25 protein-coding genes are annotated in these 23,612 nt (G+C 62.4%); 8 read left to right on the top strand and 17 right to left on the bottom strand.

Features of this window, described 5'->3' with window-relative positions; translation table 11 throughout:
* Positions 1–7 precede the first annotated feature (7 nt).
* Together argJ and argC are read right to left on the bottom strand one after the other, a co-directional pair.
* Positions 8–1,174 carry a bifunctional glutamate N-acetyltransferase/amino-acid acetyltransferase ArgJ gene (gene argJ / locus MU551_RS22035; protein WP_247048701.1) on the bottom strand — a complete coding sequence of 389 codons (1,167 nt, stop codon included), beginning with the start codon at positions 1,172–1,174 and terminating at the stop codon, positions 8–10.
* Positions 1,171–2,202 carry an N-acetyl-gamma-glutamyl-phosphate reductase gene (gene argC / locus MU551_RS22030; RefSeq protein WP_247048700.1) on the bottom strand — a complete coding sequence of 344 codons (1,032 nt, stop codon included), beginning with the start codon at positions 2,200–2,202 and terminating at the stop codon, positions 1,171–1,173. Before argC ends, argJ begins: the two co-directional genes overlap by 4 nt.
* A gap of 198 nt (positions 2,203–2,400) precedes the next feature.
* Here argC and MU551_RS22025 point away from each other — a divergent pair, with 198 nt between their 5' ends.
* Entirely contained in the window at positions 2,401–3,492 is a 1,092-nt protein-coding gene (locus MU551_RS22025) for a fatty acid desaturase family protein (RefSeq protein ID WP_247048699.1), read from the top strand.
* 148 nt (positions 3,493–3,640) lie between these two features.
* A complete protein-coding gene (locus MU551_RS22020) occupies positions 3,641–4,606 on the top strand; it encodes a quinone oxidoreductase family protein (RefSeq protein ID WP_247048698.1) in 966 nt (321 codons plus the stop codon).
* A gap of 98 nt (positions 4,607–4,704) precedes the next feature.
* Here MU551_RS22020 and pheT read toward each other — a convergent pair whose 3' ends face one another.
* Positions 4,705–7,248, bottom strand: coding sequence for a phenylalanine--tRNA ligase subunit beta (gene pheT, locus MU551_RS22015; RefSeq protein ID WP_247048697.1), 2,544 nt, complete (start codon positions 7,246–7,248; stop codon positions 4,705–4,707).
* Positions 7,249–7,250: 2 nt separating this feature from the next.
* Entirely contained in the window at positions 7,251–8,312 is a 1,062-nt protein-coding gene (gene pheS, locus MU551_RS22010) for a phenylalanine--tRNA ligase subunit alpha (RefSeq protein WP_247048696.1), read from the bottom strand.
* A 238-nt stretch (positions 8,313–8,550) separates the two neighbouring features.
* Between pheS and MU551_RS22005 the strand changes: the two genes are divergently transcribed.
* Genes MU551_RS22005 through MU551_RS21995 form a run of 3 tightly spaced genes read left to right on the top strand, consistent with a single transcriptional unit; the run spans position 8,551 to position 10,900 of the window.
* Positions 8,551–9,042: a hypothetical protein gene (locus tag MU551_RS22005; protein ID WP_247048695.1), complete on the top strand. Its 492-nt coding sequence runs from the start codon at positions 8,551–8,553 to the stop codon at positions 9,040–9,042.
* 2 nt (positions 9,043–9,044) lie between these two features.
* On the top strand, positions 9,045–9,686 hold the full coding sequence (locus MU551_RS22000) for an SIMPL domain-containing protein (RefSeq protein WP_247048694.1): 642 nt from the start codon (positions 9,045–9,047) through the stop codon (positions 9,684–9,686).
* 50 nt (positions 9,687–9,736) lie between these two features.
* On the top strand, positions 9,737–10,900 hold the full coding sequence (locus MU551_RS21995; protein WP_247048693.1) for an Rv2578c family radical SAM protein: 1,164 nt from the start codon (positions 9,737–9,739) through the stop codon (positions 10,898–10,900).
* Here MU551_RS21995 and MU551_RS21990 read toward each other — a convergent pair.
* Positions 10,887–11,342: a (deoxy)nucleoside triphosphate pyrophosphohydrolase gene (locus MU551_RS21990; RefSeq protein ID WP_247048692.1), complete on the bottom strand. Its 456-nt coding sequence runs from the start codon at positions 11,340–11,342 to the stop codon at positions 10,887–10,889. The two genes, MU551_RS21995 and MU551_RS21990, sit on opposite strands and share 14 nt — an antisense overlap.
* 150 nt (positions 11,343–11,492) lie before the next feature.
* Here MU551_RS21990 and MU551_RS21985 point away from each other — a divergent pair, with 150 nt between their 5' ends.
* Positions 11,493–12,740, top strand: a complete 1,248-nt coding sequence (locus MU551_RS21985; RefSeq protein ID WP_247048691.1) for an MFS transporter — start codon at positions 11,493–11,495, stop codon at positions 12,738–12,740.
* Positions 12,741–13,000: 260 nt separating this feature from the next.
* Complete coding sequence (locus MU551_RS21980; protein WP_247048690.1) at positions 13,001–13,270, top strand: GlsB/YeaQ/YmgE family stress response membrane protein; 270 nt, start codon at positions 13,001–13,003, stop codon at positions 13,268–13,270.
* A gap of 125 nt (positions 13,271–13,395) precedes the next feature.
* Here the strand turns inward: MU551_RS21980 and MU551_RS21975 are convergent, their stop codons facing one another.
* The 4 genes from MU551_RS21975 to infC all read right to left on the bottom strand — a co-directional run bounded on the left by MU551_RS21975 (position 13,396) and on the right by infC (position 16,327).
* Complete coding sequence (locus MU551_RS21975; RefSeq protein ID WP_247048689.1) at positions 13,396–14,292, bottom strand: TrmH family RNA methyltransferase; 897 nt, start codon at positions 14,290–14,292, stop codon at positions 13,396–13,398.
* A 37-nt stretch (positions 14,293–14,329) separates the two neighbouring features.
* On the bottom strand, positions 14,330–14,779 hold the full coding sequence (gene rplT, locus MU551_RS21970) for a 50S ribosomal protein L20 (protein WP_247048688.1): 450 nt from the start codon (positions 14,777–14,779) through the stop codon (positions 14,330–14,332).
* A gap of 117 nt (positions 14,780–14,896) precedes the next feature.
* Positions 14,897–15,091, bottom strand: a complete 195-nt coding sequence (gene rpmI / locus MU551_RS21965) for a 50S ribosomal protein L35 (protein ID WP_009358635.1) — start codon at positions 15,089–15,091, stop codon at positions 14,897–14,899.
* 114 nt (positions 15,092–15,205) lie between these two features.
* Positions 15,206–16,327, bottom strand: coding sequence for a translation initiation factor IF-3 (infC, locus tag MU551_RS21960; RefSeq protein ID WP_247048687.1), 1,122 nt, complete (start codon positions 16,325–16,327; stop codon positions 15,206–15,208).
* A gap of 386 nt (positions 16,328–16,713) precedes the next feature.
* Between infC and MU551_RS21955 the strand changes: the two genes are divergently transcribed.
* Positions 16,714–17,100 carry a DUF1844 domain-containing protein gene (locus MU551_RS21955; RefSeq protein ID WP_247048686.1) on the top strand — a complete coding sequence of 129 codons (387 nt, stop codon included), beginning with the start codon at positions 16,714–16,716 and terminating at the stop codon, positions 17,098–17,100.
* Positions 17,101–17,238: 138 nt separating this feature from the next.
* On the opposite strand, the gene MU551_RS21950 is transcribed toward MU551_RS21955, so the two are convergent.
* The 8 genes from MU551_RS21950 to MU551_RS23680 all read right to left on the bottom strand — a co-directional run bounded on the left by MU551_RS21950 (position 17,239) and on the right by MU551_RS23680 (position 23,398).
* Positions 17,239–18,537 carry an MFS transporter gene (locus tag MU551_RS21950; protein WP_247048685.1) on the bottom strand — a complete coding sequence of 433 codons (1,299 nt, stop codon included), beginning with the start codon at positions 18,535–18,537 and terminating at the stop codon, positions 17,239–17,241.
* A 55-nt stretch (positions 18,538–18,592) separates the two neighbouring features.
* Positions 18,593–19,462, bottom strand: coding sequence for an SseB family protein (locus MU551_RS21945; protein ID WP_247048684.1), 870 nt, complete (start codon positions 19,460–19,462; stop codon positions 18,593–18,595).
* 2 nt (positions 19,463–19,464) lie between these two features.
* Complete coding sequence (gene priA, locus MU551_RS21940) at positions 19,465–20,211, bottom strand: bifunctional 1-(5-phosphoribosyl)-5-((5-phosphoribosylamino)methylideneamino)imidazole-4-carboxamide isomerase/phosphoribosylanthranilate isomerase PriA (RefSeq protein WP_247048717.1); 747 nt, start codon at positions 20,209–20,211, stop codon at positions 19,465–19,467.
* A gap of 55 nt (positions 20,212–20,266) precedes the next feature.
* Complete coding sequence (locus MU551_RS21935) at positions 20,267–20,425, bottom strand: CG2302 family histidine operon protein (protein ID WP_247048683.1); 159 nt, start codon at positions 20,423–20,425, stop codon at positions 20,267–20,269.
* Entirely contained in the window at positions 20,425–21,213 is a 789-nt protein-coding gene (hisH, locus tag MU551_RS21930; protein WP_247048682.1) for an imidazole glycerol phosphate synthase subunit HisH, read from the bottom strand. Before hisH ends, MU551_RS21935 begins: the two co-directional genes overlap by 1 nt.
* A complete protein-coding gene (gene hisB / locus MU551_RS21925; protein ID WP_247048681.1) occupies positions 21,210–21,836 on the bottom strand; it encodes an imidazoleglycerol-phosphate dehydratase HisB in 627 nt (208 codons plus the stop codon). Before hisB ends, hisH begins: the two co-directional genes overlap by 4 nt.
* Positions 21,837–21,897: 61 nt before the next feature.
* The gene (locus tag MU551_RS21920) at positions 21,898–23,016 is read right to left on the bottom strand and encodes a histidinol-phosphate transaminase (protein ID WP_247048680.1); all 1,119 of its coding nucleotides are present in this window, start codon (positions 23,014–23,016) and stop codon (positions 21,898–21,900) included.
* Positions 23,017–23,092: 76 nt separating this feature from the next.
* Positions 23,093–23,398 carry a LysM peptidoglycan-binding domain-containing protein gene (locus MU551_RS23680; RefSeq protein WP_247048716.1) on the bottom strand — a complete coding sequence of 102 codons (306 nt, stop codon included), beginning with the start codon at positions 23,396–23,398 and terminating at the stop codon, positions 23,093–23,095.
* Between the last annotated feature and the right edge of the window lie 214 nt (positions 23,399–23,612).

The following is a 23,612-nucleotide window of genomic DNA, read 5'->3' as shown; positions in this document are numbered from 1 at the left end:
TCTCTCCCTAGCTGGAGTAGGCGCTGTTCTCGTGAACGTAGTCGTGGGTCAGGTCATTGGTCCAAACGGTGGCTTCGGCGCCGCCGGCCTGAAGGTCGATTTCCACCAGGACTTCGCGGGGCTCAAGGTCCACAAGCCCGCGGTCCTCCCCGATGCTGCCCTTCTGGCAGATCTGCACACCGTTCATGGAAACGTTGAGCTCATCCGGGTCGAAGGCAGCATCGGTGGTCCCGACGGCCGACAGCACTCGGCCCCAGTTCGGATCCTTACCGAAGATCGCTGCCTTGAAGAGATTGGAACGGGCGACGGCGCGGCTCACCACTTCGGCGTCCCGCTCGCTCTCCGCATTGAAGGTCCTGATGGCGATATCGTGGCTGGCGCCTTCAGCATCGCCGATCAGCTTCCGTGCGAGCTCCGCGCAGACCTGCGTCAGTCCTTCACCGAAGACCTCGGCGCTGGGGACGGCGCCGGAAGCACCGGAAGCCAGCAGCACCACGGTGTCGTTCGTGGACATGCAGCCATCGGAGTCTGCCCTGTCAAAGGTGACCTTGGTCGCGTCACGGAGGACGACGTCGAGCATTTCCGCCGGGACGTCGGCATCAGTAGTGAGGACCACCAGCATGGTGGCGAGCCCGGGTGCCAACATTCCAGCCCCCTTGGCAATGCCCCCGATAGCGAACTCTGTGCCCTCGGCATCCTGGCCGGTGAACACCGCCTGCTTGGAGACGGAGTCCGTTGTCATGATGGCGGTCGCGGCCTCGGATCCCCCCTCGTCGCTCAAGGCAGCGGCAGCGGCGTCGATACCGGGCACGAGCTTATCCATGGGCAGGTGCTCCCCAATCAGGCCCGTGGAGCAGACAATAACGTCAGTGGCAGACAGGGACAGCGCTTCAGCTGTCTTCTCCGCCGTCGTGTGCGTGTTCTGGAATCCCTGAGGCCCGGTGCAGGCGTTTGCTCCACCGGAATTGAGGATCACGGCGTCAACCCGACCGTCCTTGATCACTTCCCGGGACCAATGAACGGGCGCAGCGGCCACTCGGTTGCTCGTAAATACTGCAGCCGCCGCCTTCGACGGCCCGTCGTTGACCACCAACGCGAGATCCGGCTTGCCGGAAGTCTTCAGGCCGGCTGTGACTCCGGAAGCGCGGAACCCCTTGGGTACGGTGATGGTCACGGTGCGACTCCCTGCAGGTTGAGGCCGGCGGTCTCTGCCAGGCCAAGGGCAATGTTCATGGACTGTACTGCGCCGCCGGCTGTCCCCTTGGTGAGGTTGTCCAGGGCACAGGTGATGATGACGCGCCCGGTGTGCTCGTCGAACGCGAGCTGCATGGCAGCGTGATTGGATCCCACAACGGATTTAGTGGAAGGCCATTGGCCCTGAGGGAGCAAGTGGACGAAAGGCTCGTCGTCGTACGCATCCGCCCAGGCACCCCGAAGGTCCTCTGCAGTCACGCCGGGACGGACTTTCGCCGTGGCGGTGGTCAGGATGCCGCGGCTCATTGGAGCCAAGGTGGGAGTAAAGGAGACAGTCACTGCTTCGCCGGCAGCTTTGGACAGGCCCTGCTCAATCTCCGGTGTATGCCTGTGTCCGCCGCCCACCCCGTAAGGGCTCATCGAGCCCATGACCTCCGAACCGATGAGGTTTACTTTTGCAGCCTTTCCCGCGCCTGACGTGCCAGACGCCGCCACAATAACGACGTCGTCAGGCTGCAGCAGGTTGTTCGAGAAGCCCGGGGCGAGCGCCAGGAGCGCAGACGTCGGGTAGCAGCCCGGGACGGCGATCCGCTTTGCCCCCTTCAGGGCCTCGCGCTGGCCTGGAAGTTCCGGCAAGCCGTAAGGCCAGCTGCCGGCGTGCGTGGACGCATAGAACTTCTCCCAGGCGGCCGGGTCTTCAAGACGGTGGTCAGCGCCGGCGTCGATCACCACGGTTCCTTCGGGCAGCTTTGCTGCAATCTCAGCAGACGCGCCGTGCGGAAGCGCCAGGAAAACGACGTCGTGTCCCGCCAGGTTCTCCACGGTGGTGTCTTCCAGTATCCGGCTGGCAAGGCCATGGAGATGCGGCTGCAATTCGCCTAGTCTGGAACCGGCGTTGCTGTGGGCGGTGATGGCACCGATGGTCACGTCCGGGTGAGCGGCAAGCAAACGCAGCACTTCGCCACCGGCGTAGCCGCTGGCGCCTGAGACGGCAACAGAAATAGTCATACTATGACCATACAGCAAAAGTATGCACATGTCTCGATATTTATGCACCGCCTGGCCCGACTGCATTATGAAGACGGAAAGCAGTGAGACCGCCATTGATGCTGGCCGGACAGCGTATGCTGAGTGGAGGGTGATCCAGACCGTGCAGGCCGAGTGTCGGATGCAGCGTTGCCCGTAACAGTGGCGAGGCAGACATTTATGACCCCAACCATCACCTCGGAGCGCCCGAAATCGCGGGTTGTGAAGGCAAACCCGGTTGTTCAAAGCTATTCCGAACTCTTGAAGAGCGTCAAAGCTGCAGGCTTGCTTGAGCGCCGTGTCGGTTTCTACGTCACAGTCTTCTCCAGCCTTGTCCTCCTGATGACCGCGACGTGGTTCGGCTTCGCCCTGATCGGTGACAGCTGGTTCCAGCTCCTGATCGCCGCAGCCCTGGGCGTCCTTTGTACCCAGCTGAGCTTCCTGGCGCACGAGGCCGGCCACCGCCAGATCTTCGCCTCCCGCCGCGCCAACGATTGGGCGGCAAGACTGCTCGCCACCTCCGTGGCCGGGATGAGCTACTCCTGGTGGGAACAGAAGCACGGTGCCCACCACAATCATCCGAATGTGATCTCCAAGGATCCGGACATCATGGACAGCCCCATCGCTTTCCATATCGAAGAATCGGCCTCCCGGCAGGGATGGCTCTCCTCCTTACTGACCCGAAAGCAGGGCTGGTTCTTCTTCCCCCTTCTCTTTCTTGTGGGGCTGGGCCTCCAGATCGACTCGGTCAAGTTCGTCTTCCGCCGCGCCAAGGTCACCCACCGCTGGGTCGAGCTGCCCATCCTCGTCGTCCGGCTGAGCGTTCTTCCCGTTCTTGCCTTCTCGTTCCTGCCGCTGGGAATGGCCTTTGCCTTCCTCGCTGTTCAACTCGCAGTTTTTGGTTTCTACATGGGCGCATCATTTGCTCCCAACCACAAAGGTATGCCCGTCCTGCCCGCGAACAGCCGCGTAGACTTCCTCAGCCGCCAGGTCCTGACATCCCGGAATATCTCCGGTGGCCGCTTCATGGATATCCTCCTGGGCGGTCTCAACCGTCAGGTGGAACATCACCTTTTCCCGGACATGGCCCGTCCCCAGCTACACAGGGCAACCGCCATTGTTCGGCAGTACTGTGACAAGCACGGGATCCCGTTCACCGAAACCACACTTCTGCAGTCCTATGGAATCATCGTGCGATACCTCAACGATGTAGGTCTGGCTGCCGGGCGTCACTTTGAGTGCCCCATGGCTACTGTGACCCGCAGGTACTGATACCCGCTTCACTGGCTCCTGCTTCACCTGAGCCTGCCTCACCTACGCGCCTGCCTCACACGGTCGTGTTCGCCGTGACCGTCATGGGTACCTAGGATGGGATTCACGACCCGGGCATAGGAAGTCCCTGCCTGGAGAAGGAGTTCCCATGACGCATGCCATCCTCGCCCAGCAGCCGGGCGGACCTGAAGTCCTGGATTACGCGGAGGTTGAGCGCCCGCAACCGGGACCTGGCCAGGTGCTGGTCAAGGTCGCGGCAGCGGGCGTCAATTTCATCGACACCTACCACCGCAGCGGCACGTACAAGGTCCCCTTCCCGTTCACGCCGGGGTCCGAAGCCTCGGGGACCGTGGAGGAACTTGGCGAAGGGGTGAGCGATCTTGCCGTGGGAGACCGCGTCGCTACGGCCGAAGGGTCCCGCTGCTATGCCGGCTATACCGTGCTGGATGCCGTCAAAGCCCTGCCTGTGCCGGACAACGTCGACGACCGCACAGCAGCTGCACTCCCCTTACAGGGCATGACCGCCCACTACCTGATCAATTCCTCTTTCAGGGTGGAGCCGGGCCACACCATTTTGACGCATGCCGGAGCGGGCGGCGTAGGCCTGCTGCTGATCCAACTGCTCAAGGAGAGAGGCGCCCGCGTCATCACCACCGTCTCTTCGGATGCAAAAGAAGAGCTGGCAAGGGAAGCAGGGGCCGACGAAGTCCTGCGGTACGTCGGCTTTCCGCACCACGTCCGCGAACTGACAGGCGGCAAAGGGGTGGATGCGGTGTACGACGGCGTCGGCCACAACACCTTTGATGGCTCACTCTCCTGCCTGCGCACCCGTGGTTCTCTGGTGCTTTTCGGGGCAGCCTCCGGCCCTGTCCCGCCCTTTGACCCGCAACGGCTCAACGCGGCAGGCTCGCTAACGCTCACTCGCCCCTCGCTTGCTCATTTCCTGGGCAACCCACAAGAACGCCGCTGGCGCTCCGGGGAAATCTTCGCCGCTGCCGCCAACGGAAACCTCAAGGTCCGGATCGGCGCCACCTATCCGCTGCAGGACGCCCGTCAGGCCCACAGTGACCTCGAAGGACGGCACACAACCGGAAAGGTACTGCTGGTTCCGTAGCCATCCACGGGCAGGGCGAGTACCTGTTTTGAATGCAAAAGATCCCCCGCAAAGATATGCGGGGGATCTTTTGCATTCAGTGGCAGTGCTGAGGCGATTTAGCGCTGAACGGCACCAAACCGTTTGGCGGCCAGGGCAACAGCGTTCTCACGCGCAGCCGACGCTTCTTCTGCGGTGAGGGTACGGTCAGCGGCTCGGAAGCGGAGACTGAAGGCCAGAGACTTCTTGCCATCCTCGATGCCCTTGCCTGCATATACATCGAACAAGGCGACATCCTCAAGCAGTTCTCCGGCGCCATCCCGCAGTGCGGACAAGACGTCGTCTGCCGGCACCTCTTGGGCCACCACGAGGGCAACGTCCTGGGTAGCTACCGGGAACGTTGAGATGTGCCGGGCCACGATCACATCAGCCGCAGCCTCAAAGAGGACGTCGGCATTAATTTCCAGGGCCACCGAACGTTCCGGCATGTCCTGCGCCGCAAGCAGCTTCGGATGAAGCTCGCCGGCGTAACCCACAACTTCACCTGAACGCAGCGACAGCCGTGCCGCCCGGCCGGGGTGGAAGGCCTGGTGACTCCCCTGGCTGACAACGACTTCCACACCAAGGACATCACCGGCAAGGCGGGCTATATCCAACGCGTCGGCCCAGTCCCAAGGACGCGGGGTGTGATTCGCTGCCGCCGGTGAGTCGTGCCCGGTCAACACGGCGGCGATGTGCAGAGGCTGGTCGGGAACGCCGTCGTACAGCGCATCCAGCACCTCATCGGCAGGTTTGACGCCCAGCGGCGGTATTGAAGCTGTCCCCACCTCGCCAGCCGGCAAGAACACCAGCCCGGCTTCAAAAACAGCGAGGTCGCGGAAACCCCGTGAATGATTGCGTTTGGCTACCTCGATCAGTCCGGGAAGGATTGACGTGCGCAGGAAGCCCTGTTCCTCGCTGATGGGGTTGGCCAGCTTGACCGCGGAACGAGGAGCCCCTTCCTCAGCCACGCCGAACGTGTCATTGGCCGCTTTGGAAACAAACGGGTAGGCCAGCACTTCAGTGAGCCCGGCATCGGCGAAGGCCTGGATGAGCCTCCGGCGCTGCTGCTGCACGCGGGTCAGGCCGCGGCCAGGAGGGGCTACCGGGAGCGTTGCAGGGATCTGGTCGTAGCCCACCAGCCGGGCAATCTCCTCTGAGAGGTCTTCCTTGGTTTCCAGATCATTCCGCCAGCTGGGCGCCGAAACCGTCCAGCCGCCGTCGGCCTTGTCCACTATGGCGCCGAGGTCCACAAGGGAGGTGACAATCTGCTCTTCGGTGAAGTCGATGCCGATCCGTTCGGCGGCGAAGCTGGCCGGCAAGGCGATGGTCACTGCGTCTGGCGCGGTTCCGACGTCGGTGCCTGCATCGTCAGCGGCGCCTCCGGCAAGTTCAATAAGGAGGTCGACGGCGCGCTGGGCGGCAACGTTCGCAACCTGCCAGTCAACACCGCGCTCGAAACGCTTGGAAGCCTCCGAAGGCAGCTTGTGGCGACGGCGTGAGCGGGCGATTGAAACTTCCTCGAAGTGGGCAGCCTCGATCAACACGGTGGACGTGGCCTCGGAGACTTCGGTGGATGCGCCACCCATGACACCTGCGACGCCGATGGGACCGGAATCATCGGTGATCAGCAGGTCCTCCATGTCGAGGGACCGCTCCTTGCCGTCGAGGGTGGTGAGCTTCTCCCCCGCCACGGCCCGCCGGACCACGATGTCGCCCGAGAGTTTGTCCTGGTCGTAGAAATGCAGGGGCTGCCCGAGTTCCAGCATCACGTAGTTGGAGATGTCCACGGGGAGGGAGATGGAACGGATCCCGGCCAAGCGAAGTCTGGAAGTCATCCAGGCCGGCGTAGGCAGGGTGGCGTCCACGCCGCGCACAGTGCGGGCCACGAAGCGGTCGCAGCCCGGCTTCCCGTAGATGGGGGCGTCGTCGTTGAGCTTGACGCCGTAACCACCTGTCAGCTCCGCGGGTGCCTGCACCTTGGCAGCCGGGTCCGAGAATGATGTTCCCGTGGCGTGGGCGTATTCGCGTGCAACACCGCGGATGGAGAATGCGTAACCACGGTCCGGGGTGACATTGATCTCGGCAGCCTCGTCGTAGAGCCCCAACAGCTCCATCGCGTCCGTGCCGATTTCAGGGTCAAGGCCAATACGGGACAGAACCAGGATGCCGTCGTGGTCATCGCCGATGCCGAGTTCGCGCACAGAGGCGATCATCCCGGCCGAGAGGTGGCCGTACGTCTTGCGTGCGGAGATGTGGAAGTCGCCGGGCAGCACAGCACCGGGCAGGGTGACCACCACCTTGTCCCCTTCGACGAAGTTGTGGGCACCGCAGATGATGCCCTGGACTCCGGAGGGATCAATGCCTTCACCAGTGAGGGTCTGTTCCTGTCCCTCCGGGACGACACGGACCTGGCACCAGTTGATCGTCTTGCCGTTGGACTGCGGCTCCTTCACGAGGCTGAGCACCTGGCCCACCACGATGGGGCCTTGAAGAGTGTCGGTAGGCCGGTGGACTGCCTCTTCTTCAAAACCGACCTTGACCAGCTCGGCCATAACGTCTTCGGCCGTGGCTCCGGCCGGTACCTGCGCGAATTCACGCAGCCAGGAAAGTGGGATACGCACTGTTAGATCTCCATCCCGAAGTGCTCGCTGAAACGTACATCGCCTTCGATCATGTCGCGCATGTCGCCCACCTCGTTGCGGAACATGAGGGTGCGCTCGATGCCCATGCCGAAGGCAAAACCTGAATAGAGGTCCGGATCGATGCCGGCAGCCCTGAGGACGTTGGGGTTGACCATGCCGCAACCGCCCCATTCAATCCAGCGCGGGCCGCCCTTGGCACCCGGGTGCCAGATATCCAGCTCGGCTGAGGGCTCAGTGAACGGGAAGTAGTTGGGGCGGAGCCTGATCTGGGCTTCGTCACCGAACATCTGGCGGGCAAAGTGCTCCAGGGTTCCGCGGAGGTCCGCCATGCTGAGGTTCTTGTCGATGGCGAGGCCTTCGAACTGGTGGAAAACGGGGGTGTGGGTGGCGTCCAGTTCATCCGTGCGGAATACCTTGCCGGGGCACAGCACGTAGATGGGAAGATCGCGTTCCAACATGGAGCGCACCTGCACGGGGGAAGTATGTGTGCGCATCAGGAGGTGGGCCTCGGGAGGCTCCACGAAGAATGTGTCCTGCATTTCGCGGGCAGGGTGGTCCGGCTTGAAATTAAGGGCGTCGAAGTTGAACCACTCGGACTCGACTTCGGGGCCTTCGGCGATTTCCCAGCCCATCCCGACAAAGATATCCGAGACGCGGTCCTGCAGTGTGGACAGCGGATGACGGGCACCTGCACGGCGGCGGCGCGGTGCTGCAGTGACGTCCACGGTTTCCTCTACAAGGATCCGGGCGTCGTTCTCTGCCTCAAGCGCCACAGTACGTGCCGCGAGCGCCTGGTTCACCCGCCCACGGGAGGAACCCATGAGCTTCCCGGCCACGGCTTTCTGGTCCTTCGGCAGGGAGCCGATTTCACGGTTGGCGAGGCTGAGGGGCGCCTTCTCCCCCGTGTGGGCGAGGCGCACGGCCTTGAGCTCATCGAGCGTCGCCGCGGCGGCGATGGCGGCAATGGCGTTTTCTACGGCGGCAGTGATGGCAGCTTCATCCAGAGGGTTCGGGATGGCAGCGTCCGGCAAAGTTTCAGTCATCTACTGTTCTTAGCTACGAGTCGGATGGCGTCAGTGCCTGATTGCCCCGGGGGCTGTTGCTCCGGCGTTAGTCTCTGCACTGACAAGCTGTTCTACGGCGCCAATGAAGGTCCCGGCAAAACAACAAAGGGCAGGGCGCACCGGATTCCGTCCGGGACGCGCTCCTTCCCAGTCTAGTAGAGAGCAGCGGTTGGCCCGAACTGGCTGCTCCATTTCCTATGTTCGCTACCATGGCCACATGACGCCAGCACAACGGCTTCGGCAGGTTGCCAACCTGCTCAATGGATCTACCGTCCTGGGTCTGCTGCTGGCACGCTCCGCGCGATGCGGTATCCGTACCGGACCGCGCGGACTGCTGATCGCCACCGGTTACCGGCCCCGGTTGCCCGTTGCGGGGGCGTTCGCCGTCGGCAACGTGGTGCTCTTCCGAGGTGACGCGGGGCAGGTTCGGGGAAACCCTGTCCTTCTTGGGCACGAGGAGCGGCACTGCACGCAGTACGCGTGGTGCCTCGGACTGCCGTTTCTTCCCTTGTACTTCCTCGCTGCCGGCTGGTCGTTCCTTCGCACCGGAAGCGCCGGGAGCGGCAACATCTTTGAACGGATGGCGGGCCTCGAGGCTGGTGGCTATGTGGACTCGCGTGGCAGCCGCCGGACCGGGAATCGGAACGTGACCAGGAATGGGCACCGGTTCCATCGAAGCGACCCTTCCAACAAGAGAAGTGAGGCATAACGGTGAAGAACCTTCCCCGCACAATTTCAGTCACCGGCACCGGCACCGCTGAAGCTGCGCCGGACCTGTTGACCCTGTCGATCGGCGTTGACTGCCACCGCCAGGACGTTGCTGCCGCGTACGGAGACGCGGCAAGGCTATCAGGGGAGATTGCAGCCGCGCTCCGCCACTTTGGCGTAGGCGCAGCGGATATCAGCACCACCGGCCTGAATGTCAGGGCCGACCTGGTGTGGCAGGAGGGCCACGGCCAGACCGTGACGGGCTACATTGCAAGCAGCATTCTCCAAGTGCGCCTTCGTGACTTCGGGCGTTCCGCCGAAGCCATCGCCGCGGCTGTTGAAGCCGGAGGTAACGATGTGCGGCTCAACGGTCTGGAACGCGGCTTCGCCGATCCTGCCGGCGTTCAGGCGCGGGCAAGGGAAGCGGCCTGGAAGGACGCCCTGGCAACCGGGCAACACTACGCGGCGCTCTCGGGCACTGTGCTTGGCAAGGTGGTTTCGCTTGCACAACAGTCGTCGTCAATTCCGATTCCCCTCGTAAAAATGGAACGGGCAGTGGCCGCAGACTCGCTGACGGTAGAAGCCGGGGAATCCAGCGTCAGCGCGCATCTCGATGTCGTGTGGGAACTGCGCTCTCCTGACTGAGGATCACTTCCGGCCTTGACTTTTATTCGAACATAGATTCGAATGAGGTTATGAGATGGGACGCACAGGCAATCATCCCGGTTGCTAAAGACGGAGGAAAAGACGCCGCTCCGGCAGCCGTAACGTCCGACGCTTTGTTGCCTCTCGCCGGGCTGGTCCGGTCGGTCACTACGCCGGAATTTGCTGGAATTACCTTTCACGAGGTAGCCGCCAAATCAGTCCTCAACAAGGTGCCTGCCGGATCCCGGATGCCCTTCGAATGGACCATCAACCCCTACCGCGGCTGCAGTCACGCGTGCGTTTATTGCTTTGCACGCAAATCCCACACCTATCTGGACTTCGACGCCGGCCTTGACTTTGACAGTCAGGTGGTTGTGAAGATCAACGCGGTCGAGGTCCTCAGAAGGGAATTGGCCAAGCCATCGTGGGGACACCATCAAGTGGCGCTGGGCACCAATACGGACCCCTATCAGCGGGCCGAAGGGCGCTATCAGCTCATGCCGGGCATTATCGGAGCTTTGGCGGACTCGGGCACTCCCTTTTCCATTCTCACCAAGGGCACCCTCCTGGCCAGGGACATCCCGTTGCTGAAACACGCCGCAGCGCAGGTACCGGTAGGGATCGGCATCTCACTGGCAATGACGGACGAGAAATTGTCAGAGGCCATCGAACCAGGAACACCCGGACCCCGGGCACGCCTGAAACTGGTCATGCGCTTGCGGGAAGCGGGACTGCCCTGCGGAGTAATGGCAATGCCCATTCTGCCGTGGCTTTCCGATAGCGATGAGGCATTGGACCACCTCTTTAGTTCTCTCGCGCAAGCCGGCGCAACCGGGGTTACAGCGGGGGCGCTGTACCTGAAACCCGGAACAAGGGAGTGGTTCATGAAGTGGATCGCCGCTCACCACCCGGAACTCGCTGGTAAATACGGCCGATTGTATGGCTCAGGTTCGTATGCCTCGAAGGAATACCGGACGTGGCTGGCCGGTCGCGTCAAATACTTTAAGAAGCTGCACGGCTTCTCGGACGCTTCTGGGTTCAGCCACAGAGACATGGAGACCGGAACTACTCAGAAAGCAGGCGATGAGCCGGCTGGCCCGCTTGATGCCAGGGACGAGGAAGCCCAGTATCCGGCGGGCAGCATGCCTGGACCGGATCCCGGAACAGGAGTGCGTGCTCGGCGGTTAAGCCACCCGCAGGCTACCTTGTTCTGATTCGGGTCGGGAACTCATGCGTGAGCACCTCCAACAGGCTGCGCACGATTGGAAAGTCGGCCGGAATCCACGGAAGGTTAAGAGCTTGAGCCTCGGAACCGAGTTCCACCCAGCACAATTCGTCGTGGTCCTCCAGAGGTGCCGGGACGCCTTCCGTGATTTCGGCAAACCACACACGCATTGAAGCACTCGGGTTCAGCGGCCAGCCATCCTCCAGTCCTGAGTCAAGCTCTGCTCCCAGTCGGACCCCGATGCCGAGTTCTTCCCTCAACTCCCGATGGAGGGCATTCTCCGCTGACTCGCCGGCTTCCACTTTGCCCCCGGGGAACTCCCACATGCCGGCGAATTTCGGCGGCGACGTACGGCGGGCGCTGAGCAGCCGCGTTGGTTCTTCAAGCGAATCGAGGATAGCTCCGCCCACCACTCTGATCAGTCCAGTCACCGCATCAGTCTATGGGGGACAATGGAGAAGCAGTTGCTCAGCCTTCTGGGAATACCCCCCACTTCATCGGGGTTATGCCGAAGCAGCTAAAATCTGATTTATTGGTGCCGTTGCCGCGCCTTCCGTCGCCGTCTCTTGAAAAGCAGGCTTATGTCCGTCGTCACCATCGTCCCCGCCGTCAAACCGAGGCTCAGCAGCCGGCAGCTTGCTTTGGCAATCTTCTCGCTCGCCATGGGCGGTGTCGGCATTGGAGTCACGGAGTTCACCATGATGGGCCTGCTGCAGGAAGTGGAGCGGGGGCTCAATATCGACACTCCAGAGGCAGGGCACCTGATCTCGGCCTACGCACTGGGCGTGGTCATTGGGGCTCCACTGCTGGCAGCGGTAGGTGCAAGACTTCCGCGGAAGCACTTGGCGATGGGGCTGATGCTCTTCTTCAGCCTCGCCAACCTGACATCGTTCATTGCCCCTGACTACGGGACGATGCTGGTTTCCCGCTTCGCCGCGGGGCTCCCGCACGGAGCTTTCTTCGGCGTCGCAGCTGTCATCGCTGCTTCCCTGGTGGCTCCCACAAAACGGGGATGGGCAATCTCCATGGTCATGTCCGGCCTGGCCATATCAAATGTGGTCGGCGTTCCGTTCGCAACCTGGCTGGGCCAGACTTTCGGCTGGCGCCTGCTGTTCGTCCTGGTAGGAATAATCGGCCTTGCTACCCTCGCCTGCCTTTGGAAGTACGTCCCCTTTGAACATGCTCATGCGGACGCGAGCATCCGCCGGGAATTGGGAGCTTTGAAGCGGCTACAAGTGTGGCTGGCCATCCTGATCGGCATCGTGGGCTTCGGCGGCTTCTTTGCCACGTATACCTACATTGCCCACACCATGACATCCGTGGCAGGGATACCGGCGTCGCTGCTGCCAGTGGTTGTTGCCCTTTACGGCCTGGGGATGGTGGCAGGCAATATCGTCGGCGGCCGGATCGCGGATAAGTCAGTGATGGGCACCATCTATTGGGTGCTCCCGGGGATCGCCGTGGCGCTGGTGGTCTACGCGATTGCAGCACACTGGCCGTGGTCTGCGTTCGCTATGGTGTTCGTTGTTGGCGCCGCGGGGTCGCTGCTTATCCCTGCGCTCCAGACCCGGCTCCTCGATGCCTCACCGGACGCGCCCTCGCTTGCATCATCCCTGAACCACGCAGCCCTCAATGTTGCCAACGCCCTCGGGGCGTTCCTGGGCGGCCTCGTCATCGCCTGGGGCTGGGGTTACGTGGCTCCTGCTTTGGTGGGCGCAGTGCTGGCCATCCTCGGTTTGGGGGTCGCTCTCCTCAGCGGCCTCCTGGAACGGAAAAGGCCGCTGGCCCTTAGCCTGCCTCAAGGCAGGAAGGGCCCGCAGCCTTCTTGAAATTTCCGCTAGTGCGTGTCCGTGACCGCGTCAGGCGTCGAGGCGCTCCAGATCGGGTTCCAGGTAGATAACCCGCACCATCGGTACTGCTTCCGCTAGGAATACCGTGCCCGTGCTGCACTCCCTGATGCACCACGAAGGCAGGCAGCGGCGTCCCGTTCAGGCAAAAGTAAGTCTGCTGACAAGGTGCCGGCTGTATGTTAGCTTGAAGCCATAATCGGGAGCTGTAAAGGAATCCCGACGAATATGTAGGAGGAGAAATGGGCTTTCTAGGCTGGATCATTCTCGGACTCATTGTTGGAGCAATCGTCAAGGCAGTAATGCCCGGGCGGGTCGGCGGGGGCTGGGTAACCAGTCTTGTGCTCGGCGTCGTCGGCGCGATTGTTGGCGGCTGGATCGGCGACCTTCTGTTTGGCGGTGGCAGGATGGAGTTCTGGAACCTTGGTTCCTGGATCCTCGCAATCGTCGGCGGCCTCGTCGTGGCCGGCATCTATGGCGCGATCACCGGCCGCAACAAAACCACTACATAACCAATCGAATTACAGCCGCTGACGGCACAATGTCAGGGGCGCATCAAGATGCGGGACTCACCACCAGGTGGGCCCCGCAGCTGCTTAAGCCACAAGCCCTGTTAGGCGGCCAGCCGCCTAAACCTCTACCCCTGCTGCTGCGACCGGGCACTCGCATAGAGGCAGACGGTAGCGGCGGTACCAAGATTCAGGCTCTCAGCTGCCCCGTAAACCGGCACGGCCACCCGGTGATCAGCGAGGGCAAGCTCTTCCTCAGACAAGCCTTGGGCTTCGTTGCCGAAGAGCCAGGCTGTGGGCCGCTCCAGGTGATAGTCAGAGGGGCCCTCCCCCAGCCCAAGCCGGCGGGCCGCGTTTTCGTCCTGCAGCTGGTCGAGGTTCAGCTGGCCATATCCGTCCGCAGCCAGGATTCCGATTCCACGGTTTCGGCATTGATCCACGAAGTCCTGGACATCGACACCGAGCACAACCGGCAGGTGGAAGAGGGAACCGGCAGTCGAACGAACTGCCTTGGGGTTGTAGATGTCCACGCTGGACTGAGTGAGCACCACAGCGTCGGCGCCGGCTGCGTCGGCCGCCCGGAGGACTGTTCCTGCATTTCCGGGGTCCCTGACCTGGCACAGAACGGCGATCAGCCGCGGTGAGGCTTCGAGAACCGCTTCAAGACTCACATCAACGAAGCCGCACACAGCGATAATGCCCTGTGGATTGACGGTATCTGCCATCGCCGCGAGCACTTCCTCGGTGGCGAGCCTGGCGTTGGTGCCCTCGGCGAGCTCGTCAAACTCGGGATATCGGTCTAGGCAGGCCTCACTCGCGAAAACGTCCTGCACCACCCCGGGCTCACCGGCCGCAATTCGCTTGGCGTGGAGAACAAGGGCCTCCCGCACGGCCTGCGGCCCTTCAACAAGGAACTGCTCCCGCTTTAAACGGGCCGGGCGCCCTGCAAGCTTTGCCACGTCCCTCACCCGATCAGCTCGGGGGTTGGAGAGTGGAAAGACTTGCGGGCGCCCGGTTTCGTTCATACAAGAACTTTAGTTGCTGTTGCCAGCAGTTCCTGAATTACTCAGCGGCTGCGGCAACCGGCTTCTTCGCGGCCTTGGCCTTTGCGGCCTTAGGCGCAGTCTCCGCCTTGACGGCAGGAGCTGAAGTGTCAGCAGGCAGGGAGTCCTTGGCGATCTTCACCAGAGCGGCGAACGCGTTGGCGTCTGACACTGCGAGTTCGGCCAGCATACGGCGGTCAACCTCGACCTCAGCGGCCTTGAGGCCCTGGATCAGACGGTTGTAGGTGAGGCCGTTGGCGCGCGATGCAGCGTTGATGCGCTGGATCCAGAGGCGACGGAAGTCGCCCTTCTTCTTCTTGCGGTCGCCGTAGCTGTACACAAACGAGTGCAGCAGCTGCTCTTTTGCCTTGCGGTACAGGCGTGAGCGCTGTCCACGGTAACCTTTGGCGCGTTCGAGGATAACCCGGCGCTTCTTGTGGGCGTTTACCGCCCGCTTCACACGTGCCACGTGCGTACTCCTTTAGAATTCTGATCCCAAGCGTCTACTGCCGGAAACCCGGCCGGCCTGAGAAGGCTTTTTGGTAGTTGACTGCTGCCAGGAGGCATCAGCCAGAGAACTTGGAAATTAGATGCCGAGCATCTTGCGAATGACCTTGGCGTCGCCCTTGAAGACGATCTTGTCGCCGGCAAGGCGACGGGTCAGGCGCGATGACTTGTGCTCGAGGTAGTGACGGCGGTTGGCCTGCTGGCGGCGCAGCTTGCCGCTACCGGTCAGCTTGAAGCGCTTTTTAGCACCGCTGTGGGTCTTCATCTTCGGCATGGGAACCGATCTCCTTACGTATCCGCAGACAGTGTCTGCAGTTCTTTCGAGCAGCCGCCTGTGGGGCGGCATGCTGGTTGCTTACTGCGGAAGCAATGCCTCTGCAGCTTTGAACTAGTTGGTCTTCTTCCCCGCAGGCTTGGGAGCCTTGGGGGCTGCAGGCCTGGCAGCGGGCTTCGGTGCCGCAGGCCGGGCCACGGGCTTCGGCGGCGACGGTACTGCTGCCGGCTTAGGAGCCGCAGCAGCTTCCGAAGCAGGCGCCTGGGCTTCCGGCGCCTTCGCAACAGGAGCTTTGGCCGCTGGCGCCTTAGGTGCAGCCGGAGCCTCACGTTTCGGAGCCGGCGTCTTGGGAGCGGCCTGGCGGGGAGCCTCGACTGCTTCCTTCTTCACCGTTTCGGTTACCGGAGCTTCTTCAGCTACCGGAGCCTCAACAGCCTGCGCTTCAGCGACGGGAGCATCCTGGGCAGGCGCCTCGTCAACGGGGGATTCGGCTTCCTTCACGGAGGCCTCGTTCCCTGCGTCAGGAGCGGACACCTGCTGTTCCTGGACAGTGTCCTCACCATCGATTTCAACTGCCTCCGGCTGAACGCCTTCGGTGGTTTCATCAGCTGAAGTCAGGAAACCTTCGGGCAGAAGATCGGCCAGCGACTGCGTCAGGGAAGCCTGGTTGTCTCCGCTGGTGTCTACGCGGCCGGAAGCCTTGGCCTCGTTCTGAGCCTTGGCCTCGGCACGCTGAGTTGCACGGCGTGCTTCTGCCTTTGCTTCGGCCTTGTTCTTCAGCGGACCAACAACCATGACCATGTTGCGGCCATCAATGCGCGGGCTGGACTCAACAACGCCGACCTCGGCAACGTCATCCGCGAAGCGCTGAAGCAAGCGGATACCCATTTCCGGGCGCTGCTGTTCACGGCCACGGAACTGGATCATGGCCTTGACCTTGTCCCCGGCACCGAGAAAACGAAGCGCATGGCCCCGCTTGGTCTCGTAGTCGTGGGTGTCGATCTTCAGACGGAAACGGATTTCCTTCAGAACAGTGTTGGTCTGGTTCTTCCGGGCCTCGCGTGCCTTGACGGCAGCCTCGTACTTGTACTTGCCGAAGTCCATCAGCTTGCACACCGGAGGCTTAGCCTGCGGCGCAACTTCAACGAGATCCAGATCGGATTCGGCAGCCAAACGCAGCGCGTCCTCAATACGGACGATCCCTACTTGTTCGCCTGCAGGGCCGACCAGCCGCACCTCGGGGACGCGGATACGCTCATTGATTCTTGGCTCGCTAATGTTAAAGCTCCTGTGGTTGTGATGAGTACTCCACCGGCAAACAGAGAAGGCCCCCAATTGCCGGAGCAATCGAAGGCCTCGAGGATCGGATGTGCCCGCCTCATAGTGAGGTGGCACGCGCTTCGAACAGGCATTCGCCTGATTGAACCGCCCGACCGGTACCCGGCAGCCTTGCTGCCACAAGAAAGTTCCTCGTGGAAAACGGCTGACGCGGGTGGGAGAGATCTCCGCTTGCAAACTAGAAGTCAATTCTACAGAAAGATACCCGTTCTCCGCACATTGGCGGGAATGGGCATCCATAGCAAAATAACGACATCCAGTCGGTCTGTGACAAGCTTACCAGTATGAGCACTCCAGACAGTAATTCACACGTGTATGAGCCCGCGGATGAGCAGGGCAATGTGGCCCAACAGATCCGTGACATCTCCGAGGTGCCGGCAATCGAGGTCATCACCACTGCCGCAGTCCACCTGATGAGCGCTTCAGCCGTGAAGCTGGGCCTTGCAGCTGAGGACAATGCAGCGGAACTCAAGGACCTCGACGAAGCCCGGAAGCTTATTACCGCCCTCGCAGGCCTGGTCACCGCAGCCGCACCGGAAATCGGCTCCCAGCATGCGGGACCATTGCGTGACGGGCTTCGTTCGCTGCAGCTGGCATTCCGGGAAGAATCCACCATCCAGGACGCTCCCGGCAAAGGCCCTGGGGAAAAGTACACCGGGCCGGTCAACTAGCCCTTACTGTTTGCCCTGGTAACCGCTTTTACTGCTGATTGACGACGGCGGCCCGCACCTTCAGAAGGTCCATCTTCAGAAGGTTCGGGCCGTCGTCGTCATGCCGTCGTCATCATTTAGTTACTTAACCGGGTTTGGTTAAGACGCCGTCTGGCTCCGACGCCGCTGCTGAAGCAGGAGCCCCAACAGGCAGATGGCTACGCCTGCCACTCCGACGGATACAAATCCTGCAGACGGTCCGATCCCGTCGATGAAAAGCCCGGCCAGAGGGGCGCCGAGAGCGACGCCGGCGGTGAGAGCAGAACCGTACCAGCCCATCGCCTCGCCCCGGCGTGCCTCGTCCACGAGGTCAGCGACTTTTTCCGACGCAGCCGACAAAACGGGAGCGCATAGGAGACCCGGCAGGAGCGACAGGAGTCCGAGCGTCAAGGTGTCCTGTGCGAAGCCCATGGGGATGGTCAGCGCCGCCATTCCCAGCAGCAGGACCAAGGGGGAAACCGGGCGGTGCATGGCTCCGTAAATCAGACCACCGGCCACCGAAGCGGCGCACCAGAAGAAGAAGACAAGCCCGATCTCGGCCTCGTGGCCGCCAGTCTCAAGCAACGCAACGATCCCGACGTCGGTCCCGCTCAGTACCATGCCCGCGCCCGCCGCCACTGAGAAGACTGCTGCTACTGAGGCTGTGAACCACGTGAAGTTGCGAGCGACGGCACCCCTGAGGCGCGACGGGGACCGCTCTTCGGTGCCCGCCGGCTTCAACCCCGCCGCTGCCTCCTGGACGTGCGCCGGAGCTGCAGCCACGACTGCCAGTTCAGCTGCCTGCTGCTGCTCGGTTGCGCATTCCTCGTCAGGAGCCTCGCTTCGGGTGGGCGGGTTGAACCACATCAGGAAAAGTCCCGCAGCCGACGTCGTTATGCCCACCACCGTGAGCCCCAGAACCGAGAATCCAGTGGTGGCCACGATCGCTCCTGCGGCAGGGCCGATCATAAAAACCATCTCGGTGGAGATTGCATCGAGGGCGAACGCGGTACGACGCTGCTCGCCAGTCGCCATGACGCCAAGGGATTGACGTACCACACTGAAGATCGGAAGGGTGAACAGTCCGCCGACAAAGACCAGCGGCAGCAGCCACTCGTAGCTGACATGAGGAACGACCGACCAGATCAGGGCCTCCGAAATCACCGAAGGTATCAGGGCCTTCCGCAAGCCGACGGTGTCAACGCGCCGCCCACGCCACGGCGCGCCGACGGCGATGCCAATGGTCATGACGGCGGCGGCGGCCCCGGCTGCCGCATAGCCTTGCCCCAGGGACAGGACTATATGCAGGGTAAGAAGTATCCCGGCGGCTGAATGTGGAATGCGGGCGATCATGCCGACGATCAACAGCCGCCGGACAGGCCGAACAGCAAGAAGCTCCCTGTACAGAGCGAAATTCACGGGTTTACATCCTTAATCTTGCCTACGGCAGGAGGATCCATCCCCTGGCCGAGAGCTACTCTACTGCGCGCCGCAGCTTGACCTCGATGGAGTCAACCCGCTCGGCCAACAATTCATTCCTGGCCCAGGCGCTATTCATGCCTGTCACCACTTCCTGGACTCCGGCGGCGTCCAGTCCGTCCACCAAGTACAGGACAATGCGCAGCTCGGGACCGGGACCGCCGCCTTTGAGCTGCAGGCCTCCCGCTGTGGAGGTGCCTACTCCCCCGCCACGGTGGAGCTCAATGCTCCGGATCGAGGTAATACCGGAGGCAGATGCTGTCACAGCATCCGCCACCTCGGCGTCGGCATAGGACGGTGACCACGGCAGTTGCTGAGCCAATGCCCAGACCGCAGGCCGCCGGACAACTATGGTGACGTCCGAGCCCGGATCCACCACCATCAGTTCGGCGCCTTCGGCGGCAGCAGACAAGGCAGCCCGGGCAGCGTAGACGGCAACAGGCCTGGCCTCCTGGTGCCATGCATGCAGCGACTCAGCAGAGGAGAAGACCGGCAAGGCGGTCCGTCCGTCGGGAGCCTTCAGCGTCACGAGTGCCATGTCTGCCTGTTTGTCCGCCTGGAGCCCTGCTGCGCCCTGCCCCTCTTCGCCCAATTGCGCGACTATCGGAACAAAAACCCTGGCATGGGCCAAAGCCTGCACAACGTCGTCTTCGTCACCGGCGCCAGCCACCATAGCGGAAACCGCGGCGAGATATCCGGCGTCGGCTGTGCCGTCGTCGTCCTCAAAGTTGTGGATCCTGGCATCCTCACCGGCGAGGCTGCGCCCTGACCATGGCTGGCCCGCCGAATCGGCAGCACCCCCGGCACTGGCCAAGGCTGCAGCGATGTGGCCCGGCAAAGGCCGGGAGCCGGATGCGTCTTCCACTGTCAGCGGCGCCCGGCGACGTCGAGCGCCTGGGGCAGCGTGAAGGCACCGGCGTAGAGGGCCTTGCCCACGATGGCTCCTTCGACACCCAGCGGGACAAGTGAACGCAACACCTTGAGGTCTTCGAGGCTCGAGATGCCACCGGAAGCAACCACAGGCTTGCGGGTCTTCTCCACCATCTGGCGCAGCAATTCCACGTTTGGACCCTGCAGCGTACCGTCCTTGGTGACGTCAGTGACCACGTAGCGGGCGCAACCGGCCGCTTCAAGGCGCTCCAGGACCTCCCACAGGTCGCCGCCTTCCTTCGTCCAGCCGCGGCCTGCAAGGGTGGTTCCCCGGACATCGAGTCCGACGGCGATACGGTCACCGAAGCGGTCAATGGCACGCTGCGTCCACTCCGGGTTTTCGAGGGCAGCAGTGCCAAGATTTACCCGGGCGACGCCCAGATCCAGCGCCTTCTCCAGTGTTTCGTCATCCCGCAGTCCACCGGAAAGTTCCACTTTGATGTCGAGTTTGCCAACGACCTCCCGCAGCAACTCCGAGTTCGAGCCACGGCCGAAGGCGGCATCGAGGTCAACAAGGTGAACCCACTCCGCTCCTTGCTGTTGCCAGTTCAGCGCCGCCTCGAGTGGAGTTCCATAGCTGGTTTCGCTGCCTGCTTCGCCCTGGACCAGGCGCACGGCCTGGCCGTTCACTACGTCAACGGCCGGGAGCAGTTCAAGTACAGGCAACTGGGTTTCGTCAATCATCATGGTCCTCGGGGTGGTGGAGCGGAGTAGGAAAGGTGGCTGGCAGTGATGCTCGCTAAGCGGCGGGCAGAGTCAGCAGGTAAGCGGCCAGCAGCGCCAGTCCAGCAAGCGTATAGAACACGATCTGGATCCAGAACGGTGCCTTCTGTTGCCTGAAGGACAACGCCCCGCCGACCAGCAAACCGGCGAGGCCCATCAGCACTATGGACCACACTAGGCGTCTGCTTCTGGTTGAGCTGGAGACAGGTTGGAGGAAGTGGATTCCATGGAAGCAGGAGCCTCAGTGCGCCCCGCATGACGCAGGCCGTTGACCCAGTTACGCAAGAGACGGGCACCTGCATCACCGGACTTCTCCGGGTGGAACTGGGTGGCTGCCAGAGGACCGTTTTCAACCGCAGCAATGAAGGGGGCACCGTGCTCCGACCAGGTGACCAGCGGCGGAGCCATCCGCGGCTGGATAACATCGAAGTCCCAGGTCTGGACGCCGTAGGAGTGAACGAAGTAGAAGCGCTCATTCTCCACACCTTCAAAGAGGTGCGAACCCTCGGGGACCTTGACCGTGTTCCAGCCCATGTGCGGCACGACGTCGGCCGGAAGCAACTCAACCTTCCCAGGCCACTCGCCCATGCCCTCGGCCTCTGTGCCGTGCTCAACGCCGGCTTCGAACAGCACCTGAAGCCCGACACAGATGGCCAGGACGGGCCTGCCGCCGGCGACGCGCCGGCCGATCATCCGAATACCGTCTACGGCTTTCAGTTCGTTCATGACGGTCTCGAAAGCGCCGACGCCGGGAACCACGAGGCCATCCGCGTTGAGGACGTCCTGGGGCTTGGCGCTCAGGATTACCTCGGCTCCGGCACGCTCCAGCGCCCGGACAGCAGAGCGGACATTGCCCGAGCCATAGTCCAGGACAGTGACGGTTGGCTTACCCTCCGGTGAAGCGGGCTTGACCGTGGCGTCCGGATCAACGATGGCGCCATCCTGGAGGAGTTTTCCGGTCACAATGCCCCTTTGGTTGATGGAATTCCGTCCACGCGCGGATCGGTTTCCACGGCCGCGCGCAGTGCCCGGGCGAACGCCTTGAACTGTGCTTCCACAATGTGGTGGGGATCTCTGCCTGCCAAGACGTTCATGTGAAGGCATATTCCCGCGTGCAGGGTGATGGCTTCGAAGACGTGGCGTGTGAGTGAACCCGTGAAGTGCCCGCCGATGAGGTGGTATTCCTGGCCGGCAGGTTCCCCGCCGTGGACGAGATATGGCCTGCCGGAGACGTCAACCACCGCGTGTGCAAGTGCTTCATCAAGGGGAACAGTGGCTTCTCCGAAGCGGCGGATGCCTGCCTTGTTACCCAAGGCCACTTTCAGGACTTCCCCAAAGGTAATGGCGACGTCTTCCACAGTGTGGTGAACGTCGATGTGGGTGTCACCGGTGGCCTTGACCGTGATATCGATCAGGGAGTGCTTGCAGAGCGCCGTGAGCATGTGATCGTAAAAAGGAACCGAAGTATCGATATCCGATGTTCCCGTTCCGTCGAGATTGATCTCGACCAGCACGGATGATTCACTGGTGGCGCGCTCCATGCGCGCAGTCCGTGCCGCGACAGCAATGGATCCGGTGTTGCTCATGGTGATGTGTCCTTAGGAAGAAGGGCCTGAAAGCCTGGGGCTTCTGGGTCTTGGTTCAAGTTTAGGCTGGAACCGCGGTTTGCCCTGTAAGGATGCGCTCCAGTGCCTCAAGGAACGCTGTGGTCTCGTCCTCGGTTCCCGCCGTAACCCGCAGGTGACCCGGAATGCCGACGTCGCGAATCAGGACCCCGCAGTCCAGCAGCGCTTGCCAGACTGCGTGCGGATTCTCCAGTCCCCCGAAGAAAACGAAATTTGAATCAGATGCCGCTGGCTTCAGCCCCATTCGCGTTAGCTCCGAGACAATCCTGTCGCGTTGCATTTTGATGTCCTCAACATCAGCCATCAAGGCTTCCCTGTGCTGGAGCGCGGCGAGAGCCGTTGCCTGGGTGACGGCTGACAGGTGGTACGGCAAGCGGACCAGGCGCAAGGCATCAGTGACTTCCGGCGCTGCCGCCATGTAGCCGAGCCGGGCACCGGCCAGCGCAAACGCTTTGCTCATAGTGCGCGTTACGATCAGGCGTTCCCGACCGGGGAGCAACGTAAGCGCGCTGGGAGTACCGTCGTGTGCGAACTCGTGATAGGCCTCGTCCACGATGACAATGGTTTGGCTCTTCTCGCCGGCTCCGTAGACGGCCTCAACTACATCCAGCCCCAGGCCGGTGCCGGTGGGGTTGTTGGGCGAGCTCAGGAACACAATGTTCGGTTGACGCTCCCGGACCTGTTCTGCCGCGTACTCGGCGCTGAGCCCGTAGCCTGCAGCACGCAGCCCCGTGACGTATTCAGTGTCAGTGCCGCTGGCAAGCAGGGGGTACATGGAGTACGTGGGGGGAAAGCCCATGGCCGTCCTGCCAGGTCCGCCAAAGGCCTGCAGTGTCTGCTGCAGGACTTCGTTAGATCCATTGGCAGCCCAAATGTTTTCAGCCCCAAGGCCATGCCCCAGATATTCAGCCAAAGCAGAGCGGAGCTCACTGAACTCCCGGTCGGGATATCGGTTCAGGCCTGCGGCGGCAGCCGTGACAGCCTCCGAAATTGCCTTCAGGACATCCTCTGGCACACCATGGGTATTTTCATTCACATTGAGCAGGATGGGCACATCCAATTGCGGCGCGCCGTAAGGCGTCAGGCCCCGGAGATTGTCGCGGAGTGGCAGTCGGTTCAAGCGCGCTAGCTGGTCAGTCACCAAAACAGTTTAAGTGCCGGATGCCGGGGCCGGAAAACTGTGACGCCCACAGGGTTACCGGGAGCCCAAACGTGGTTCACGCGGAGGGAATAAAGAGCTGCTGCCCCGGACTGACCGCTCCGCCGTCGAGGTTATTCAACTGCACGATGTCCGCGACGACATCCCGCGGATCCCGATCAGGCGCAACGGTTCCGGCGATAGCCCACAACGATTGGCCCTGCTGCACAGTGACGCTCACAGTGCGAGTCAGCGAGAGCTCGGAGACGCTGTCAGCCGCCTTGGCCGGAGACGTAAGGAAACCCGAAAGCGACATCATGAATGCGGTGAGCAACATAAGGGGCAAGACCACCAGGACAATCCATCCGCGTCGGGTAAGCCGCAGCGGCGCATGGACCCGGCCAGGGGCTGCGTCGTAGGCGCCGGCACCGTCGTAGGCACGCGCTCCTTCGTGGGCGTGGGCCTCCTGACTGGCGTGGGTTCCTTCCGACTCATACGACGGGGCGGTCTCCTGCCGGGCGAGGGAACTCTGCAACGTCGTCGCCGATTGAGGCTCCCCGGAGACCGATTGCGGAAAGAACTCGTGGAACGCAGATGTA

This window comes from Arthrobacter rhizosphaerae (genome assembly GCF_023062595.1).
In the GTDB taxonomy this organism is placed as follows: domain Bacteria; phylum Actinomycetota; class Actinomycetes; order Actinomycetales; family Micrococcaceae; genus Arthrobacter; species Arthrobacter rhizosphaerae.
Note: the sequence above shows the minus strand (reverse complement) of the source record. Positions and strands in the feature narration are given on the sequence as shown.

Excerpts from the sequence above, each read along its gene's own strand:
- MU551_RS22025 (WP_247048699.1), top strand. The coding sequence starts at position 2,401 with ATGACCCCAACCATCACCTCGGAGCGCCCGAAATCGCGGGTTGTGAAG.
- MU551_RS22020 (WP_247048698.1), top strand. The coding sequence starts at position 3,641 with ATGACGCATGCCATCCTCGCCCAGCAGCCGGGCGGACCTGAAGTCCTG.
- pheS (WP_247048696.1), bottom strand. The coding sequence starts at position 8,312 with ATGACTGAAACTTTGCCGGACGCTGCCATCCCGAACCCTCTGGATGAA.
- MU551_RS21980 (WP_247048690.1), top strand. The coding sequence starts at position 13,001 with ATGGGCTTTCTAGGCTGGATCATTCTCGGACTCATTGTTGGAGCAATC.
- MU551_RS22005 (WP_247048695.1), top strand. The coding sequence starts at position 8,551 with ATGACGCCAGCACAACGGCTTCGGCAGGTTGCCAACCTGCTCAATGGA.
- MU551_RS21975 (WP_247048689.1), bottom strand. The coding sequence starts at position 14,292 with ATGAACGAAACCGGGCGCCCGCAAGTCTTTCCACTCTCCAACCCCCGA.
- MU551_RS21995 (WP_247048693.1), top strand. The coding sequence starts at position 9,737 with ATGAGATGGGACGCACAGGCAATCATCCCGGTTGCTAAAGACGGAGGA.
- MU551_RS21955 (WP_247048686.1), top strand. The coding sequence starts at position 16,714 with ATGAGCACTCCAGACAGTAATTCACACGTGTATGAGCCCGCGGATGAG.
- hisB (WP_247048681.1), bottom strand. The coding sequence starts at position 21,836 with ATGAGCAACACCGGATCCATTGCTGTCGCGGCACGGACTGCGCGCATG.
- MU551_RS21985 (WP_247048691.1), top strand. The coding sequence starts at position 11,493 with ATGTCCGTCGTCACCATCGTCCCCGCCGTCAAACCGAGGCTCAGCAGC.
- argC (WP_247048700.1), bottom strand. The coding sequence starts at position 2,202 with ATGACTATTTCTGTTGCCGTCTCAGGCGCCAGCGGCTACGCCGGTGGC.
- rpmI (WP_009358635.1), bottom strand. The coding sequence starts at position 15,091 with ATGCCGAAGATGAAGACCCACAGCGGTGCTAAAAAGCGCTTCAAGCTG.
- priA (WP_247048717.1), bottom strand. The coding sequence starts at position 20,211 with ATGATTGACGAAACCCAGTTGCCTGTACTTGAACTGCTCCCGGCCGTT.